Source organism: Bradyrhizobium sp. I1.14.4, assembly GCF_050435825.1.
Classification (GTDB): Bacteria; Pseudomonadota; Alphaproteobacteria; order Rhizobiales; family Xanthobacteraceae; genus Bradyrhizobium.
Genome location: NZ_JBNDLA010000001.1, coordinates 152,501 through 167,619 on the forward strand (window position 1 = coordinate 152,501; position 15,119 = coordinate 167,619).

The 15,119-nt window shown below is 64.0% G+C and carries 15 protein-coding genes (1 of these 15 cut by a window edge); 4 read left to right on the forward strand and 11 right to left on the reverse strand.

Features of this window, described 5'->3' with window-relative positions:
• On the forward strand, nt 1–280 hold the final stretch of the coding sequence (locus ABIB78_RS00690) for a hypothetical protein (RefSeq protein WP_429020311.1). 356 nt of this gene lie to the left of the window's left edge; 280 of the gene's 636 nt are visible here — the last part of the coding sequence; the start codon falls outside the window, past its left edge; it ends in the stop codon at nt 278–280.
• A gap of 84 nt (nt 281–364) precedes the next feature.
• On the opposite strand, the gene ABIB78_RS00695 is transcribed toward ABIB78_RS00690, so the two are convergent.
• Nucleotides 365–1,453 carry a TRAP transporter substrate-binding protein gene (locus tag ABIB78_RS00695; protein ID WP_429020313.1) on the reverse strand — a complete coding sequence of 363 codons (1,089 nt, stop codon included), beginning with the start codon at nt 1,451–1,453 and terminating at the stop codon, nt 365–367.
• Between the two features lie 214 nt (nt 1,454–1,667).
• On the opposite strand from ABIB78_RS00695, the gene ABIB78_RS00700 reads away from it, so the two are divergent.
• Complete coding sequence (locus tag ABIB78_RS00700; protein ID WP_429020315.1) at nt 1,668–2,849, forward strand: NAD-dependent epimerase/dehydratase family protein; 1,182 nt, start codon at nt 1,668–1,670, stop codon at nt 2,847–2,849.
• Nucleotides 2,850–2,934: 85 nt separating this feature from the next.
• Here ABIB78_RS00700 and ABIB78_RS00705 read toward each other — a convergent pair whose 3' ends face one another.
• The 6 genes from ABIB78_RS00705 to ABIB78_RS00730 form a co-directional block, all read right to left on the reverse strand.
• The gene (locus ABIB78_RS00705) at nt 2,935–4,263 is read right to left on the reverse strand and encodes a hypothetical protein (RefSeq protein WP_429020317.1); all 1,329 of its coding nucleotides are present in this window, start codon (nt 4,261–4,263) and stop codon (nt 2,935–2,937) included.
• Between the two features lie 199 nt (nt 4,264–4,462).
• A complete protein-coding gene (locus tag ABIB78_RS00710) occupies nt 4,463–5,770 on the reverse strand; it encodes an NAD(P)H-dependent oxidoreductase (protein ID WP_429020319.1) in 1,308 nt (435 codons plus the stop codon).
• Between the two features lie 147 nt (nt 5,771–5,917).
• On the reverse strand, nt 5,918–6,718 hold the full coding sequence (locus tag ABIB78_RS00715) for a phytanoyl-CoA dioxygenase family protein (protein ID WP_429020321.1): 801 nt from the start codon (nt 6,716–6,718) through the stop codon (nt 5,918–5,920).
• A 105-nt stretch (nt 6,719–6,823) separates the two neighbouring features.
• Nucleotides 6,824–7,498: a GntR family transcriptional regulator gene (locus ABIB78_RS00720; RefSeq protein ID WP_429020322.1), complete on the reverse strand. Its 675-nt coding sequence runs from the start codon at nt 7,496–7,498 to the stop codon at nt 6,824–6,826.
• Between the two features lie 309 nt (nt 7,499–7,807).
• Nucleotides 7,808–9,058: a M20/M25/M40 family metallo-hydrolase gene (locus tag ABIB78_RS00725; protein WP_429020324.1), complete on the reverse strand. Its 1,251-nt coding sequence runs from the start codon at nt 9,056–9,058 to the stop codon at nt 7,808–7,810.
• A 65-nt stretch (nt 9,059–9,123) separates the two neighbouring features.
• Entirely contained in the window at nt 9,124–9,990 is an 867-nt protein-coding gene (locus ABIB78_RS00730; RefSeq protein ID WP_429020326.1) for a sigma-70 family RNA polymerase sigma factor, read from the reverse strand.
• Between the two features lie 110 nt (nt 9,991–10,100).
• Here ABIB78_RS00730 and ABIB78_RS00735 point away from each other — a divergent pair, with 110 nt between their 5' ends.
• The gene (locus tag ABIB78_RS00735; protein WP_429021487.1) at nt 10,101–10,556 is read left to right on the forward strand and encodes a carboxymuconolactone decarboxylase family protein; all 456 of its coding nucleotides are present in this window, start codon (nt 10,101–10,103) and stop codon (nt 10,554–10,556) included.
• 41 nt (nt 10,557–10,597) lie between these two features.
• On the opposite strand, the gene ABIB78_RS00740 is transcribed toward ABIB78_RS00735, so the two are convergent.
• Entirely contained in the window at nt 10,598–11,407 is an 810-nt protein-coding gene (locus ABIB78_RS00740) for an alpha/beta fold hydrolase (RefSeq protein ID WP_429020327.1), read from the reverse strand.
• Nucleotides 11,408–11,551: 144 nt separating this feature from the next.
• Between ABIB78_RS00740 and ABIB78_RS00745 the strand changes: the two genes are divergently transcribed.
• Entirely contained in the window at nt 11,552–12,094 is a 543-nt protein-coding gene (locus ABIB78_RS00745) for a methylated-DNA--[protein]-cysteine S-methyltransferase (protein WP_429020329.1), read from the forward strand.
• Between the two features lie 205 nt (nt 12,095–12,299).
• Here the strand turns inward: ABIB78_RS00745 and ABIB78_RS00750 are convergent, their stop codons facing one another.
• From ABIB78_RS00750 to ABIB78_RS00760, 3 genes are read right to left on the reverse strand one after another with little or no spacing between them, the layout of a single operon-like run.
• On the reverse strand, nt 12,300–13,169 hold the full coding sequence (locus ABIB78_RS00750) for an MBL fold metallo-hydrolase (RefSeq protein ID WP_429020330.1): 870 nt from the start codon (nt 13,167–13,169) through the stop codon (nt 12,300–12,302).
• A gap of 19 nt (nt 13,170–13,188) precedes the next feature.
• A complete protein-coding gene (locus ABIB78_RS00755; protein WP_429020332.1) occupies nt 13,189–14,382 on the reverse strand; it encodes a serine hydrolase domain-containing protein in 1,194 nt (397 codons plus the stop codon).
• 20 nt (nt 14,383–14,402) lie between these two features.
• On the reverse strand, nt 14,403–15,017 hold the full coding sequence (locus ABIB78_RS00760) for a glutathione S-transferase family protein (protein WP_429020334.1): 615 nt from the start codon (nt 15,015–15,017) through the stop codon (nt 14,403–14,405).
• Between the last annotated feature and the right edge of the window lie 102 nt (nt 15,018–15,119).

Genomic DNA, 15,119 nt, shown 5'->3' on the forward strand with positions numbered 1-15,119 from the left:
CGAGTACAACAGCGTCGTCGACAACATCTCGCTGGTGCTCGGCGGCTTCGATCCGCAGACCAAGAAGTATGTCGGTCCCGAGGCGGTGCTGAAGGCGCAGATCGCCGAGGTGCAGGCCGACAAGAAGATGTCGGCCAAGGACAAGAAGGACGCGCTCGCCGAGCTCAACGAAGCCCTGAAGTCGCCGCCGCCGGCGGTCGAGAACAAGGGCAATATCGATCTCGTGACCAAGAGCTACGACAAGCTGATGGAAGAGTTCGGCGGCAGCGACGACAACTGATCCGTCAGCCGAATCAGAGCCGAGTAAAAAATGAGCCCCGGAGAATTTCTCCGGGGCTTTTTTGCGCCTGACCTCGCGTTGGGCTCAGGTGCGCGTGCGCATCCGCATCATGAAGCTGTCGAACGAGAGCTCGGCGACCTGCATCCAGGCCAGCGATTCGTTGCGATAGGCGGCAAGGCTCGCATACATCTTGCCGAAATGCGGGTTGGTCTTGGCGAGATCGGCATAGATCTCGTTGGCAGCGCCGTAACAGGCTTCCAGCACTTCCTGCGGGAACGGGCGTAGCTGCGCGCCGGCCACGATCAGGCGTTTCAGCGCCGGCGGATTGACCGCGTCATATTTGCCGGTCACCCAGGTGAAGGTGTCTTCGGACGCGGCCTGGATTGCCGCCTGATAGTGCTTCGGCAGCGTGCTCCACTTGTCCTTGTTCATCACATTGTGGCCCTGGCCGGTGCCTTCCCACCAGCCGGGGTAGTAGTAGAACTTCGCAACCTTGACGAAGCCGAGCTTCTCATCGTCATACGGCCCGACCCATTCGGCGGCGTCGATCGTACCTTTTTCCAGCGCCGGATAGATGTCGCCGCCGGCGATCTGCTGCGGCACGCCGCCAACCTTGGCGATGATGGTGCCGGCGAAGCCGCCGACCCGGAATTTCAGCCCCTGGAAATCCGCCATCGACTTGATCTCTTTCCGGAACCAGCCGCCCATCTGGGCGCCGGTCGAGCCGGTTGGAATGCCGACGCAGTTGTATTCCTTGAGCAGGTCGTTGAGCAGATCGGTGCCGCCGCCCCATTGCAGCCAGGAAATATGCTGGCGGGTGTTGAGGCCGAACGGCAGCGCCGTTCCGAAGGTGAAGGCGGGATTCTTGCCCCAGTAGTAATACAGCGCGGTGTTGCCCATCTCCACCGTGCCGTTGGCGACGGCGTCGAGCACCTGCAGGCCGGGCACGATCTCGCCCGCGGCGAACGACTGGATCTGGAAGCGGTTGTCGGTGATCTCGGCGACGCGCTTGCAGAAGAATTCACAACCGCCATAGAGCGTATCGAGTGCCTTCGGCCAGCTTGCCGCGAGCCGCCATTTGACCTCGGGCATCGACTGCGCGACGGCGGGGGCAGCGACCGCTGTCGCCGCCAGCCCGACGCCGCCTGCTTTCAAGAAATCACGCCGCTTCATGCGTATCCCTCCTGTTTGCCGATACCTCGACAAGGGAACGGTCTTGGTGCCGTCTTTCTTCGCCGATCGATCGACGTTGCTGTGGTGATGCGTCCGGTGGCCCTCGACGGGCTCTTGTCAGTGGAAATCCGAGCTTTTGGTTCCATCGTCAGGATGATCGTTTGCCGGAGGAAATCAAGCGCCTGCCTTCATTGCAGGTGCGAAGGAAAATTGGGTGCAGCTGGATTTCGTCGGGCGCGCCGACACGGACGCTGCCGGCTCCGCCGCGATCTGCTACGCAGGGCGGTGGGTGCGACGGGAGTTCAACGATATGGCCAGCAAGAAAATCGTGGTCGCCGGCGCGACCGGCCTCGTGGGCAACGCCGCCTTGCGACACTTCGGTGTATCCGACGATTGCGATCGCATCGCGCTGTCGCGCCGCAAGCCGCGCGATCTCTACGGTGCGCGGCATGTGCCGATCGACCTCGCGAATGCCGAGGATTGCCGCCGCGCCGTGGCCGAGCTCGGCGGCGCAACGCACCTGATCTATGCCGCGCTCTACGAAGCACCCAGCCTGGTCGCTGGCTGGCGCGATGCCGGGCAGATCGAAACCAACGACCGGATGCTGCGCAACCTGATGGGCGTGCTCGAACCCGTCGCGCCTGACCTCAGGCATGTCGCACTGTTGCAGGGCACCAAGGCCTATGGCGTGCATGTCCGGCCGCTCACGGTGCCGGCGCGCGAGGGCCGCTCCGAAATGTACGAGCAGCCGAATTTCTATTGGGCGCAGGAGAATTTCCTGCGCGAGCTGCAGCGCGGCAAAGGCTGGCACTGGAGCATCTTGCGTCCGGTGCTGATCATCGGCGAGGCCATGGGCGGCGCGATGGATCTTATCCCGCCGCTCGGCGTCTATGCGGCGGTGCTGCGCGAGCAGGGAAGGCCGCTCGACTACCCTGGCGGCGCACCGCGCGTCGCGCAGGCGGTCGACGTCGATCTCCTGGCGCGCGCGATCGCCTGGTCGGGCGACGCCGAGGCCGCGCGCAACGAAGCGTTCAATGTCACCAATGGCGACGTCTTCACCTGGGAGAATATCTGGCCAGCGGTGTCAGATGCGCTCGAGATGGTGCCGGGCCGGCACGTGCCGCTGTCGCTGGCGCAGGAGTATCCGAAATGGATCGCGCCGTGGGACGAGCTGCGCAAGAAGCACGATCTGATCGCGCCCGGCCTGGCAGAGTTCGTCGGCCTGTCCTTCCAATATGCCGACTACAGCATGCGCTACGGCCAGACAGAGCCCGGGCCGCCTTCGATCGTCTCGACGGTGAAGATCAACCAGGCCGGCTTCACCGAGATGATGGATACGGAAGCTATGTTCCGCAAATGGTTCGGGCTGGCGAAGGCACGTCGGTTGTTGCCGTGACTGCCCGGGCATCGCTCTGACCGCTCCCTCTCCCTGCTCTTGCAGGGAGAGGGCTGGGGGCCTGCATCCGCCGAGCCGGCGGTTGCTAGGGATGGGGCACGGGCACGTAGTCGACGGAATAGAGCCCCCTGATCTCGTAGGCGAACTCGTTGTTGTCGTCGTCGGGATTTACGTTTTCGGCAGGTATCGTGAAGCGCACACCTTCGAAGGTCTCTACGTCCGCGCCGATTCGAAATTCAAGGAAGGCCTGAAGCGAGAGCACGTCCGGCGCTGCTGTTCCAACCGCGCCTAGCTCAGCATCGATGTTTCCGGATTTGCCGTCGATGTCCGTGGCGTGCTTGACGATGGCCCGGGTCAGGATGCAGCAGCGATTATATTTGTTCTCTGTGACGCTATACGGTCCGAGCACAAGTGGCGTGTCTTGTTCGGGGATGTAGGTGCTGAGCGCAACGTGCTCCTTCCATTCCTCGCCGGGACTTGGTCGATCACTGATTGGAATGGTGCCGGTCCGATAGAATCTCGCAATCAGGTCTTGATCGACGACCCACCAGTGGAAATACGCACGTCCGTCTCCATCGCACCCGTCATCCGTGATCGAGATTTCCCTGAAGGTAATCTCGACCCTTCGATGGTGCATGGTAAGCTGCTTCTTCTTGACCTGCCACTCGCCATCCTCGGTGTAGACGAGCAGAAGGGCCCAATAGGGCTGGCCGGGCAGAAAGTAGCGCGATGCGATGGCGATCGGAAGGTGGTCGAGCGCCAGGGCGTCGTAAGCCGTAGGCTGAGGCGGCGTCAGCGGAACAACGTAGTCCGGAGAATTTGGGTCGAGTGCCACGAAATCCGACCAGCCTGGCGGATATGGTTGACCGTCCAACAGATCATCCGGATGTTGCGGCTCCCATGTATCGACCCGAAGAACCGCATAGGTCTGTTTCCCGCCGCCTGGGATCGGGTGCCCGTCCGAGTTCTGGGCGGGGATGCCGTGCGCAAACGCATCGATCTGGGTGCCGGTATTACCCCAGTCTTCCAGATCTTGAAGCAGGGTTGCACTGTCCCGAAGAACGGCCAGTTCGGCTCGGACCAGAGGTTCGGGATCTGTCAGCGTCGGGTCGCTGTTAGGGTTCATGGTTGCGTCCAAATACCCCAGAAAAACATAGCGGCCGACGCCTAGGTCCCGACCCTCCGTTGTGCCGTGTATACCGAGGTAGGATGAGCCTGTGGCATTACTGAATGTACGTGGGGTATTGGGGTCATCGGTATCAAAGATGGCGGGACGCCACTTCCCCTTGTTGTTCGCCTTGTACCAGAAGCAAACAGAGCCTTGACCTCTAACATCCCATTCCAAGACGGGCTGAATGGTGTTTTGACGTGAGGAGAGAAAAGCGATCGGAGGAGTAATCTTTAATGAAAGCATTTGCGCGCTCCGTGAAATATCAACTGGTGCCGCCGTTGAGTTCTGTTTCAACCACCTCCGATTGTAATTCTTTGTTTCTTGGACCGCTGTTAACTAGGTCACAACTCGGCGCTCGCTCGCGGCTTCTGAGGAAGCGCGGCAAGCTGGCTGTGCTGGGATTGGAAAGACGCCGCCTGATTCGAGCAAACAGCAAGGCGCACTAGCGCGAGAACGCCTGCTCCATCGCCTTGCGCGTCTTGATCGTGTCGTTGCTCTCGTCGACTTCGACATCGCTCCAGCGCACCACGGCGCCATGGGCGACGTCGTTCTTCAGCTTGACGCGATGTGCAAGCCCGATCGGCAGCGCGCCGGCGGCGAGGCTGGTGGAGGCCGGCATCAGTCTGCCCCACACCGTGTAGCCGCCTTCGCCGTCGAGCGTCTCGCCGGCGCGTAGATTGCGTTTTGCCACCGCTGCGACGTCGCCGCGGAAGCCGCGCGGCTGCCCGGTTGGTTCGTTGCGCAGTGCCGCCGACAGGACCGAAATGTTCAGTTCGAGCCCGATCAGGTGATAGGGCTTGTACATCGCCGCATAGCGGCCGGACGCGTCGGTCTTGAGGCCATACTGCTTGAAGCAATCGGCGGCATAATCGTTCGGCGCCTCCAGCACGACATAGACGCCCCAGCGCAAATCGCGAAACACCGGACGGCCGTCGCGCTCCAGCGACGACACCACCTCGACGATGCCGGATTTCTCCAGCACGCCGCCGGCCTCGCGCGGGCGCATCACATGCGGCAGGTCGTCGACGCCGCAGGGCGGAAACAGCAAGCCCTCCGACGGCACGTCGAGCGCGCAGGCGTTGGCGATCGCCGCCATCTCGATCGCGGATTTGGTGCCGTCGAGGAAGGAGTTGAACATCTGCGGGTTCATGCCGGCGCATTGCGCCTCGCCGGCGGTGAGCCCGTAATGCTGCCACACGCCCTCCGGCGTCACGTCGTGATAGGCCGGCAGGTATTTCGTGCCCTTGCCGGCGGCGACGACGCGAAAGCCTGTCGCGCGCGCCCAGTCGACCATCTCCGCGGTCAGCGCCGGCTGGTCGCCATAGGCGAGCGAATAGACCACGCCGGCCTTGCGCGCCTCTTCGGCGAGCAGCGGCCCCGCCAGCACATCGGCCTCGACATTGACCATCACCACATGCCTGCCGGCGGCGATTGCCGCGCGAGCATGGCGGATGCCGACGGCTGGATTGCCGGTCGCTTCCACCACGACATCGAACGCGCCGCCGGCGATCGCGCGTGCGCCATCATCGGTGAAACTGGTTGCGCCGATCCGTGCGTCGTCCCAGCCGACCGTCCGGCACGCCTCGCGCGCGCGGTCGCGATCGAGGTCGACGATCACTGGTACCTCAAGCCCCGGCGTGTGCGGCACCTGCGACAGGAACATCGAGCCGAATTTGCCGGCGCCGATCAGGGCGACGCGAACCGGCTTGCCGGCGGCGGTGCGGGTTGTGAGGAGGTGATGCAGGTTCATGATGGGTGTCCGACGTGTAGCGCTGCTGCTTGGATTCCGTCATGGCCGGGCTTGTCCCGGCCATCCACGTCTTCGGTGCAGCGAGCGTGTGAGACATGGATGCCCGGGACAAGCCCGGCCATGACGACGTTGAGGGTAGGCGTCAGTCTACTCCGCCGCCTGCCGCGGCGCACGCGCGAGCCGCAGCAGCGCGTCGTCGGCCACCCTCTCGATCGGTGTGAAGTCGCGGTGCGCGATGTAGTCGGGCCGCGTCGGGGTGCGGATATGGTTCGAGACCGCGTTCAGCGTCAGGTAGACGATCTTGCGCGGGTAGGGCGTGATGTTGCCGCTCGATCCGTGCACCAGATTGCCGTGGAACATCAGCATGCCGCCGGGCTTGCCGGTCGGCGCGACGATGCCGCCCTGCTTGACGAGGCGGGTCACCGTGTCTTCGTCCAGCGTCCATAGCGGATAGGACGTGGTTTCGAGGTCGTGCGAGGCCTTGAGGTCGCCCGCGGTCTGGCTCTGCGGCACCAGCATCAGCGGGCCGTTGATCGGCATCACTTCGTCGAGGAAGATCGCGATGTTCATCGCGCGCGGCTCCGGCATGCCGTCGTCGCGCTTCCAGGTGCCGTAATCCTGGTGCCACTGCCAGACGTCGCCGGTGAAGGCCGCCTTCGCGTTGATCTTGAACTGATGCATGTAGACCTTTTCACCGAACAACTGCTCGACGGGGTCGATCATGCGCGGATGAGCGCCGAGGACACCGAACGCTTCGTTGTAGAGGTGTGCGGCAAAGGCGGTGCGCGGGGCGCCGCTCTTCTCGCGCCACACCTCGGGGCGGTTGGCGTCATAGATCGAGACCGCCTCGCGGGCGAGAAAGTCGACCTCTTCCTGGCTGAACAGCTCGGGCAGGAACAGCCAGCCTTCGCGATGGAAAAATTCGACCTGCTCTGGGGTCAGTTTCATGGTGCTTTCCTCCTGTTGTTTTCTTCTGTTCTCGCTTCGTCATGGCCGGGCATAGCCGTCAAAAGGACGGCGTCGCTTCCGCTCGCCTATGACGGCTTTGTTCGCTCACGCCGCCTTGTCGATTGCCTTCAGCTTCTGTTCCGTCATCCGCCCCGCCGTCTGCGCATGCGCCAGCGCTGCAGCCTCCGCGGCGGCGGCGTTGCCGGAGAAAATGTGCGCAGCGATGGTTTCGTGTTCGGTCCAGGCGCTGCCGCGGTAATCGAGCTCGGCGAGCACGGTCGCCATCGAGCGGCGCATATGCGGCCATTGCGGCGCGATCAATTCCTCGATCGCGGAATTGCCGGCGAGCCGATAGATCGCGCTGTGGTAGTCGACATCGAGCGCGATCAGACGCGCCAGCGGCGCGCCATCGTCGATCGCACGTCCGGCGTCGAGCGCGGCCTCGAGCTGCGCACGGGCCGAGGAATCTTGCTTTACACGACCGGCCGCGAGACGCGCCGCCAGCGCATCGATTGCGCCGCGCACTTCATAGAGCTCGCGGATGCGCTGTGGATCGAGCTGCGTCACCTCGAAGCCGCGCTTGCCGCTTTCCGCGACGAGGCCCTGGCGATGCAAAAGATGCAGCGCGTGCGAGATCGGCTGGCGCGAGACGCCGAGCCGTTCGGCAAGCTCGTTCTGGGTGATGCGCTGGCCGGGCAGCAGCGAGCGGTCGATGATCGCCTCGAGCAATCGCCCATAAACCTGGTCGATGAGGTTCGGAAGCGGGTCCAACGGGATCATGCCGACTATCCAATTTGGAATACGGAATTCCGTGTTCAGACATGAAGCTACTGCGGGTTGCATGGGCGGTCAAGGCTCCAATTCGATGTGAAACTAAGCAATTGATATTATGTAAGTTACGTCAGAGGCCCAGCGTGGCTGTGATCGCGTCGGTTGTGGCGCTCCGTCCGTCTCAATCGCTCGGCGGAGCAGCTGCCGATCCCTCATCTTGGGGAAGCTGAGGAGAGGGATGGCTCCGCGTGCCGGCGCGACGATGAGGCCGGTGTGTCAACAGAAGCAGCAGTCGCGTCTGCTGATCCCGGCTCCCCGCTACTTCGCCTTGCCCAGCTCCATCAGCGTCCGCGTCATCAGATAGAGCCGCGGCACGATTGAGTTGGTGTCGATATATTCGTCGCGCGCATGGTAGCCCCAGCCGGCGAGGCCGAAGCTTTCGACCACGATCGCCTTGCCGCTGCGCGCGGCGTAGCCGGCATCGGTCGCGCCGCCGGTCATTTCCGCGATATCCAGCGTGCGGCCGAGCTCGGCATAGATCGCCTGTCCCTGCTTGGCGAGCGCGCGGCCGCGATCGTTCGCGACGAAGGGCGGACGGCCCGCGACGACCTTCACACTCACTTCGGTGTCGGGGATCAGCTTGTTCTTCACCTTCTCGTCGAGCGCCGCTTGCAGCTTTTGCACGCCGTCCGGAATGGTGAGGCGGATGTCGGCGCCGGCCGTGGCGTGATCGGGGATCTGGTTGCGCACGGTGCCGGCCTTCGCGGTGGTCCAGTTCAGCTGCGTGCCCGGAATGGATTTCGCGACGTCCTGGGTCTGCAGCAATTGATGCGCGAGCTCGAGCAGCGCGTTGCGGCCGAGCTGCGGCGCCGCGCCGGCATGTGAGGCCTTGCCCTTCACCTCCAGCGTGCCGGTGGCGGTGCCGCTGGCCCCGAGCAGCAGGCTTTCGTTCTTGGCCACCGGCGGCGCAACCGTCGGCTCGCAGGACAGCACCACATCGTGCTGATCGGCAAGCTCGGCGATGATCTCGCCGGAGCCGATCGAGCCGACCTCTTCATCCGGATTGAACGACACGGTGAGCTTTGCGTAGTCGCGCCAGCCCGCATCGCTCAGGATCTTGAGCGAATGCAGGATGACGGCGATGCCGCCCTTGTCGTCAGCAATGCCGGGTCCATAGATCCTGGTGCCGTCGATCTTGTAGGGCTGGGTGTCGAGGATGCCGTGCTCATAGACCGTATCCATATGCGCGATCAGCATCAGCTTCTTGCTGCCGGTGCCTTCGAAGGTGCTGATCACCATGTCGGCGCCGGCGCCGCGCGTGGTCTTGTGGCGTTCGGTCCGGGCGCCGAGCGCCTTCAGCCGCGCTTCGGTGTAGTCGGCCATCTTCTTCAGGCCTTCGACATCGCTGGAGCCTGACTCGATCAGCACCATGTCGTGCAGGCTTTCGATCACGGCCGGCTGGGCCTGCTCGGCAGCCGTGCGCAGCTTTTCATCGGCGGCGGCAAATGCGGAGGACGAGGCGAGAGCGAACAGGCCGGCCGACGCGATCAATTTGATGGATAATTTCATCATTGTCCTCCCTGCACGAGCGCAGCGAAACACTAGCATCGCGATCCAGCCGCCTCCAGCCGCGATCAATTTCGATCGAGCACCTCGACATCGAATGTTTCGATCTGCGCGGGCTCGGCGGTCGCCTCGATCGCCGCGATCCTGTCGCCTGAAATCGTTACCCGCAGCACGATGCGCAGCGCGCCGCCGAAGATGACGGCAACACCAATCTCGCCGTCGACCAGCGCCGGCTTCGCCGCTTGCGCGCGTCCCTTGAAGCTTTCGGCGACCGCCGCGGCGCCACGGATGACCGGCAGCGAGCCGAGCCGCTGCGCCGCCTGATCGGCGCGCACCACCACGTCGGGCGCGAGCACGGCAAGCAAGCCTTCGAAATCGCCATTGCGGGAGGCGGCGAGGAACGCCTCGACGATGCCGCGCTGCCGGCTGAGATCGGCATCCGGTGCGGGCGGCGTGCCATGCACGCGGCGCCTGGCGCGGCTTGCCAGTTGGCGTGTGGCAGCCGGCGTGCGTCCGACGATCGGCGCGATCTCCTCGAACGGCACCGCGAACATGTCGTGCAGCACGAAAGCCAGCCGCTCGGCCGGCGCCAGCGTTTCCAGCACCACGAGCAGCGCCGCGCCGACGGAATCCGCCATCTCGATCTCGCGCTCGGACGGATTGTCCGCGATCGGTTCCGGCACGTGCGGGCCGATCGGCTCCTCGCGGCGCGATCTGCGCGAGCGGAGCATGTCGAGGCAGATGCGCGCGATCACCGTGGTCAGCCATCCCCCGAGATTGTCGACCGCGGTTGCATCGGTGCGGCCGAGCCGCAGCCAGGCTTCCTGCACGGCGTCGTCGACCTCGGCGGTCGAGCCCAGCATGCGGTAGGCCACGGCCCGCAAGCGCGGCCGGTTGGCCTCGAACTGTTCGGCCAGAAACTTTTTCTCGTCCATCGGTCACATTCCCTTTGTCCGCTCCGTCATGGCCTTGACGAACGAAAGTGGGCCGATGTGACAACAGATCGGCACGGCGGCGTCAAAAGACAAATCAGGAGAGTGACATGATGAAAGCCCGCATGAACCACCCGGTGATGGTTGTTCCCGATGCCATGAAGGCGCTGCAGGCGCTCAGCGAGAGCACGAAGCCGGCCCTGCCGGAAAAGCTGCTCGAGCTGGTCCATCTGCGCGCCAGCCAGATCAATGGCTGCAGCGTCTGCGTCGACATGCACCCAAAACTCGCCAGGCGTGCCGGCGAGACCGACGAGCGCCTGTTCGCCGTCGGCGCCTGGCGCGACGCACCCTATTTCACCGAAGCCGAACGCGCCGCCCTGGCGCTGACCGAGGCGGTAACCCGGCTCAGCGACCGCGAGGATCCGGTGACGGACGCAATGTGGGACGAGGCGGCGAAGCATTTCAACGAGCAGCAGCTCGCGTCTCTCGTGCTCGGCATCGCGGCGATCAACGTCTGGAACCGGCTGAATGTCGCCGTGCGCCAGCCGGTCGGTGCCTGGAAGGTGTGATCTTCTCCCTCTCCTCGCCGTTGCGGGGAGAGGGGTACCACCTATGCCGCCAAAAACTCCAGCACGATCTCGCAATAGCGCTGCGGCGCCTGCTCGAACATCGGATGCGTGGTGCCCGGGATCATCTCGGCGCGCGCGCCCGTTACATTGGCGGCGAGGGCATGCAGCACCTTCGGCAGCATGCCCTTGGTGTTCGCCCCACCGATGAACAGTGTCGGCGTCTTGATCGCCTCCGCATCGGCCTTCGAGAATGGCGGCCGCTGGTCGCGGGTCTGGCCGAGCAGGGTGGTCGCATTGTCGCGCAAAAGCTGTTTGGAGGTTGCTGGAATTCGCTTCCAGGCGCCGGGGCCTTCGAGCGCGTCGATGAAGATCTGCAAGCCGCCGTCGACGTCGCCTTTGGCGATCTCCGCGGCACACGCCGCGAAGCGTGCTGCCAGCGGCGAAGGGCCGGGCTTGAAATCGGGATCAAGGGTCTCGTCGAGCTCGCCGCCCGGCTCGGCGAGGATCAGCTTGCGCAGCAGGTCCGGCCGGCGCTGCGCGGCACGGAAGCAGATATGGCCGCCACGGGAATGCCCCATCAGGTCGACCGGCCTGGTGTCGAATGTCTCGATGAAGGCGATCACGTCGTCGACATGCTGCGCGATCGAATAGGTATCGCCGACGCCGTCCCAATGCGCCGGGAAGAAATGCCGAAGGCTGACCGCGATCACGCGATGCGCCCGCGTCAGCGGGCCGAGTACCGCCGACCAGATCCGGAAGTCGCACAGCGAGCCGTGCACGCAGACCAGCGGCGGGCCGTCTCCGATATCGAGATAGGGCATGTCGAAACCGTTGACGTGGAGGCTGTGCATTTGGGGGCTCGCGAAGGGCAGGAGAAGTTGTTGATTTAGCCCAAGTTCCCACGGAATTCGGGTGGATAGCAACATTCTCCAAGCCTAGATTTCAGATCAACAGCAGGCTCACGTGTGAGCTGAAGAGAACATCTGGAGCGAGCCATGACCAGCCAGCATTTTGCAATCTTCGAGACCGTGATCGGTGCCTGCGGCGTCGTCTGGGGCGAGCACGGCGTCACCGGCGTGCAACTGCCGATGGGTACCGAGGAGAAGACCCGCAAGCGGATTGTCCAGCGCAATGGCGACGTCACCGAGGCGGCGCCGCCGGCCGAGGTGCAGCACGCGATAGACGGCATGATCGAGCTGTTGGCCGGCAAGCCAAACGACCTTGCCGACATCGTGCTCGATCTCGATGGCGTTCCCGAATTCAATCGCGGCGTCTACGACATCGCGCGGAAGATCCCGCCGGGCAAGACCATGACCTATGGCGATATCGCCAAGCAGCTCGGTGGCGTCGAGCTGTCGCGTGACGTCGGCCAGGCGCTTGGCCACAACCCGTGCCCGATCGTCGTGCCCTGCCACCGCGTGCTGGCGGCCGGCAACAAGCCGGGCGGCTTCTCGGCCAATGGCGGCGCGGTGACCAAGCTGAAGATGCTTGAGATCGAAGGCGCGGTCGTGAACCACACGCCGAGTTTGTTCGATTGAGAAGTTGGTCTCTCCACTCCCTCTCCCCGTTCTTCACGGGGTCGAGACGAGCGAAGCTCGCTCTTAGAGGGTTGGGGTGAGGGGCTCCATCCGCGAGGTGGTATAGGCCGAGAGACCTGTACTCCCTCACCCGGATCGCATCTTGCGATGCAATCCGACCTCTCCCCGCAAGCGGGGCGAGGTGAGTCGAGCAAGCAGCTGTAGCCTACGCTACCTCACACACAAACCCAGTCCCCTTCCGCCTGATCCTGCCAACCGATGGCGAGGGGAAGTGCGCGGGGCAGCACAGCGTGTCGGTGTCGCAATAGCGCTCCAGGAAGCCGCGTCGCGTCTTTACGGCGTACGCCGGGTCGACATCGAACTTCGGCGACAGCTCCGGATAAAGCGTCTGGATCGGCGAGTGCATCAGGTCGCCGGCAAACACCGCATCATCCTTGCCGCGGCCGAAGGTGAAAGCGACATGGCCCGGCGTGTGGCCGGGCGTCGGCAGGATGCGCATGTGATCGCCGACGGCAAAATCATTGCCGACAATCTCGGCCCGCTTGGCTTCCACCACCGGCAGCACGCTGTCGACGAATGGCGGGACCTCCGCCTTGGCGCTGGTCTCGGTCCAGTAGTCGAACTCGGTCTTGTCGAACACGTAGCGCGCGTTCGGGAAGGTCGGAACCCAGCGGCCGTTCTCCAGCCGCGTATTCCAGCCGACATGGTCGACATGCAGATGCGTGCACATCACATAGTCGATGTCGCCGACCGAAAAGCCAGCCGCCGCGAGGCCGCGCAGGTAACTGTCGTCGGTCTTCATGTTCCAGGTCGGCCGCGCCGGCCGGGGCTTGTCATTGCCGATGCAGCTGTCGATCAGGATGGTGTGGTGCGGCGTCTTCACGATGTAGGACTGGAACGCCAGGATCAGCGTATCGCTGTCATCGAGCGCACCCGCGGCCTTCATCCAGCCGCGGTTCTCGGCCAGCACTTCGGGTGTCAGCCCAGGCAGCATATCGTGCGCGGGCAGGAACTTGCCTTCTTCCTCGACGATGCGATGAATGGTGAGATCGCCGGCGGCAAATTTCAGGCTCATGGGTGACTCCTTGGAAAGATCAGTGCGCGTCACGCACGGCGGGAATGATGATGTTGGCGAGGATATCCATCGCCGCAAGGCCTTCTTTCGGTTGGCCGTACTGGGCCGCCGTCGTCATGATCACAAGGTCGAGATCGGGAACGATGATGATGCGCTGGCCGCCCCAGCCGAACGCCCCGACCCATTTCACCTCTCTGCCCTCTGCAAGCGAACGCCCCAGCCACCATTGATAGCCGTAGAACAGCGTGCCGCCGAAATAGCCGACGGCCTGGAAGCGCGGCGTGATCGATTGCGCAATCCACTCGGCCGAAACGATCTGTTGCTCCTTCCATCGTCCGCGGTCGAGCACGAGCTGGCCGATCTTCGCGGCGTCGCGCGGGCGGAGCCGGAGGCCGGCAGCCGCGGCAATCTTGCCGTTCTTCGGATAGGTCTTCCACTCGAGATCGGTGATGCCGAGCGGCTGGAACAGCATTTCGCGCGCGAACGCTTCGAGCGGTTTGCCGGAGACCTGCTGGAGGATGTTGCCGAGCAGGTCCGTGCCGCCGCCATTGTAATTCCACAGCTTGTCGGGCGGCGCAGCGATCGGCTTGCCGAGAACGTAGCCGATCGGATCGGCATCGAAGGCGAGATGCGGCTCATCGTTATCGGGATGGGTCCAGGGCAGTGTCTCGTCCCATTTGATGCCTGACGACATCGTCAGCAGATGGCGCAGCGTGATCGCGTCCCATCCGGCTGACTTCACCGACCGACGTTCGGGAAAGAATTTCACGACGGGCTCGTCGGCGCTCGCGATCAGCTTGCGGTCGATGGCGATGCCCACCAGCAGCGACGTCACGCTTTTCGATGCCGAGCGCATGTCGTGCCTGGTCGTCGCGGTGAATTCGATGCGGCCCTCCGGATCGCCCCACGGCTGGTCGATGCCGGCAAAATATTGCTCAAACACCAGCTTGCCGCGGCGTGCCACGACCATGGAATGCACCTCGCTGCCGCGCAAGCCGAGCCGCGCGCCGATGCCGCAGAGCTTTGCGCCATCGATGCCGACGCTGTCGGGCGCGGCGATCGTCCAGCCGTCGTCGAGCGCGGCCGGCGATCCGCAGGGCTGGACTTGTTGTGGAGGTGTCACGCCGTCGGCCCTTACGTCAGTGCCCGAGACGGTCAACGCGAGCACAAGGCTCGCGCCGAAGAGATGCAAGAGGGAGAGGCGATCGCGCATGTTGTCTCCCCCTGCCTTGGTTACGCCGCAGGCGGCGCCGAGATCTTCACCGACGGCCGCTCCAGCATTCTCCGGTAGAAGGCGTCGAGCTTGGGATAGGCCTTGCGCCAGCCGCTATCGGCGAAGCGGAAGTCGGCGTAACCGAGCACGCAAACGAGGCCGATCTGCGCGATGTCGAAGGACGAGCCGTTCAGGACGTCCGGCCGGTTCTCGAACCGCGCCATGCCGGCCCAGGCCCTGTTCCAGTGATCGTCATGCCAGGCCTGCCACAGCGAGCCCTGCGGCCGCAGCATCTTTTCGTAGCGGCACAACAGCATGGAATCGAGCATGCCGTTGATCAGCGAGTGATCGGTCTTCAGCTTCCAGCGCCGCGGGCCGTAGTCCGGGATCAGCCGGCCGCCGCCGATCTCGTTGAGATATTCGACGATGACGTAGGAATCGAGAATGACGTCGCCATGGTCGAGAATCAGCACCGGCAGTTTCTTCAGCGGCGAGATCCTGGAATATTCGTCGTTGGCCGTGCCCGGCGCGACGGTGGCCGGCACCAGCTCGATCTTGTCGATCAGGCCGAGCTCGATTGCCGCGATGCGCACCTTGCGGGCGAACGGGGAGGCGGGAGAGAAGGTGAGTTTCATGGAGAACTCCTTGCGAAGATTCTTTCCGCCGTCATGCCCGGGCTTGTCCCGGGCATCCACGTCTTGGGTGTTTCGAGGCGATTGAGACGTGGATGGCCGGGT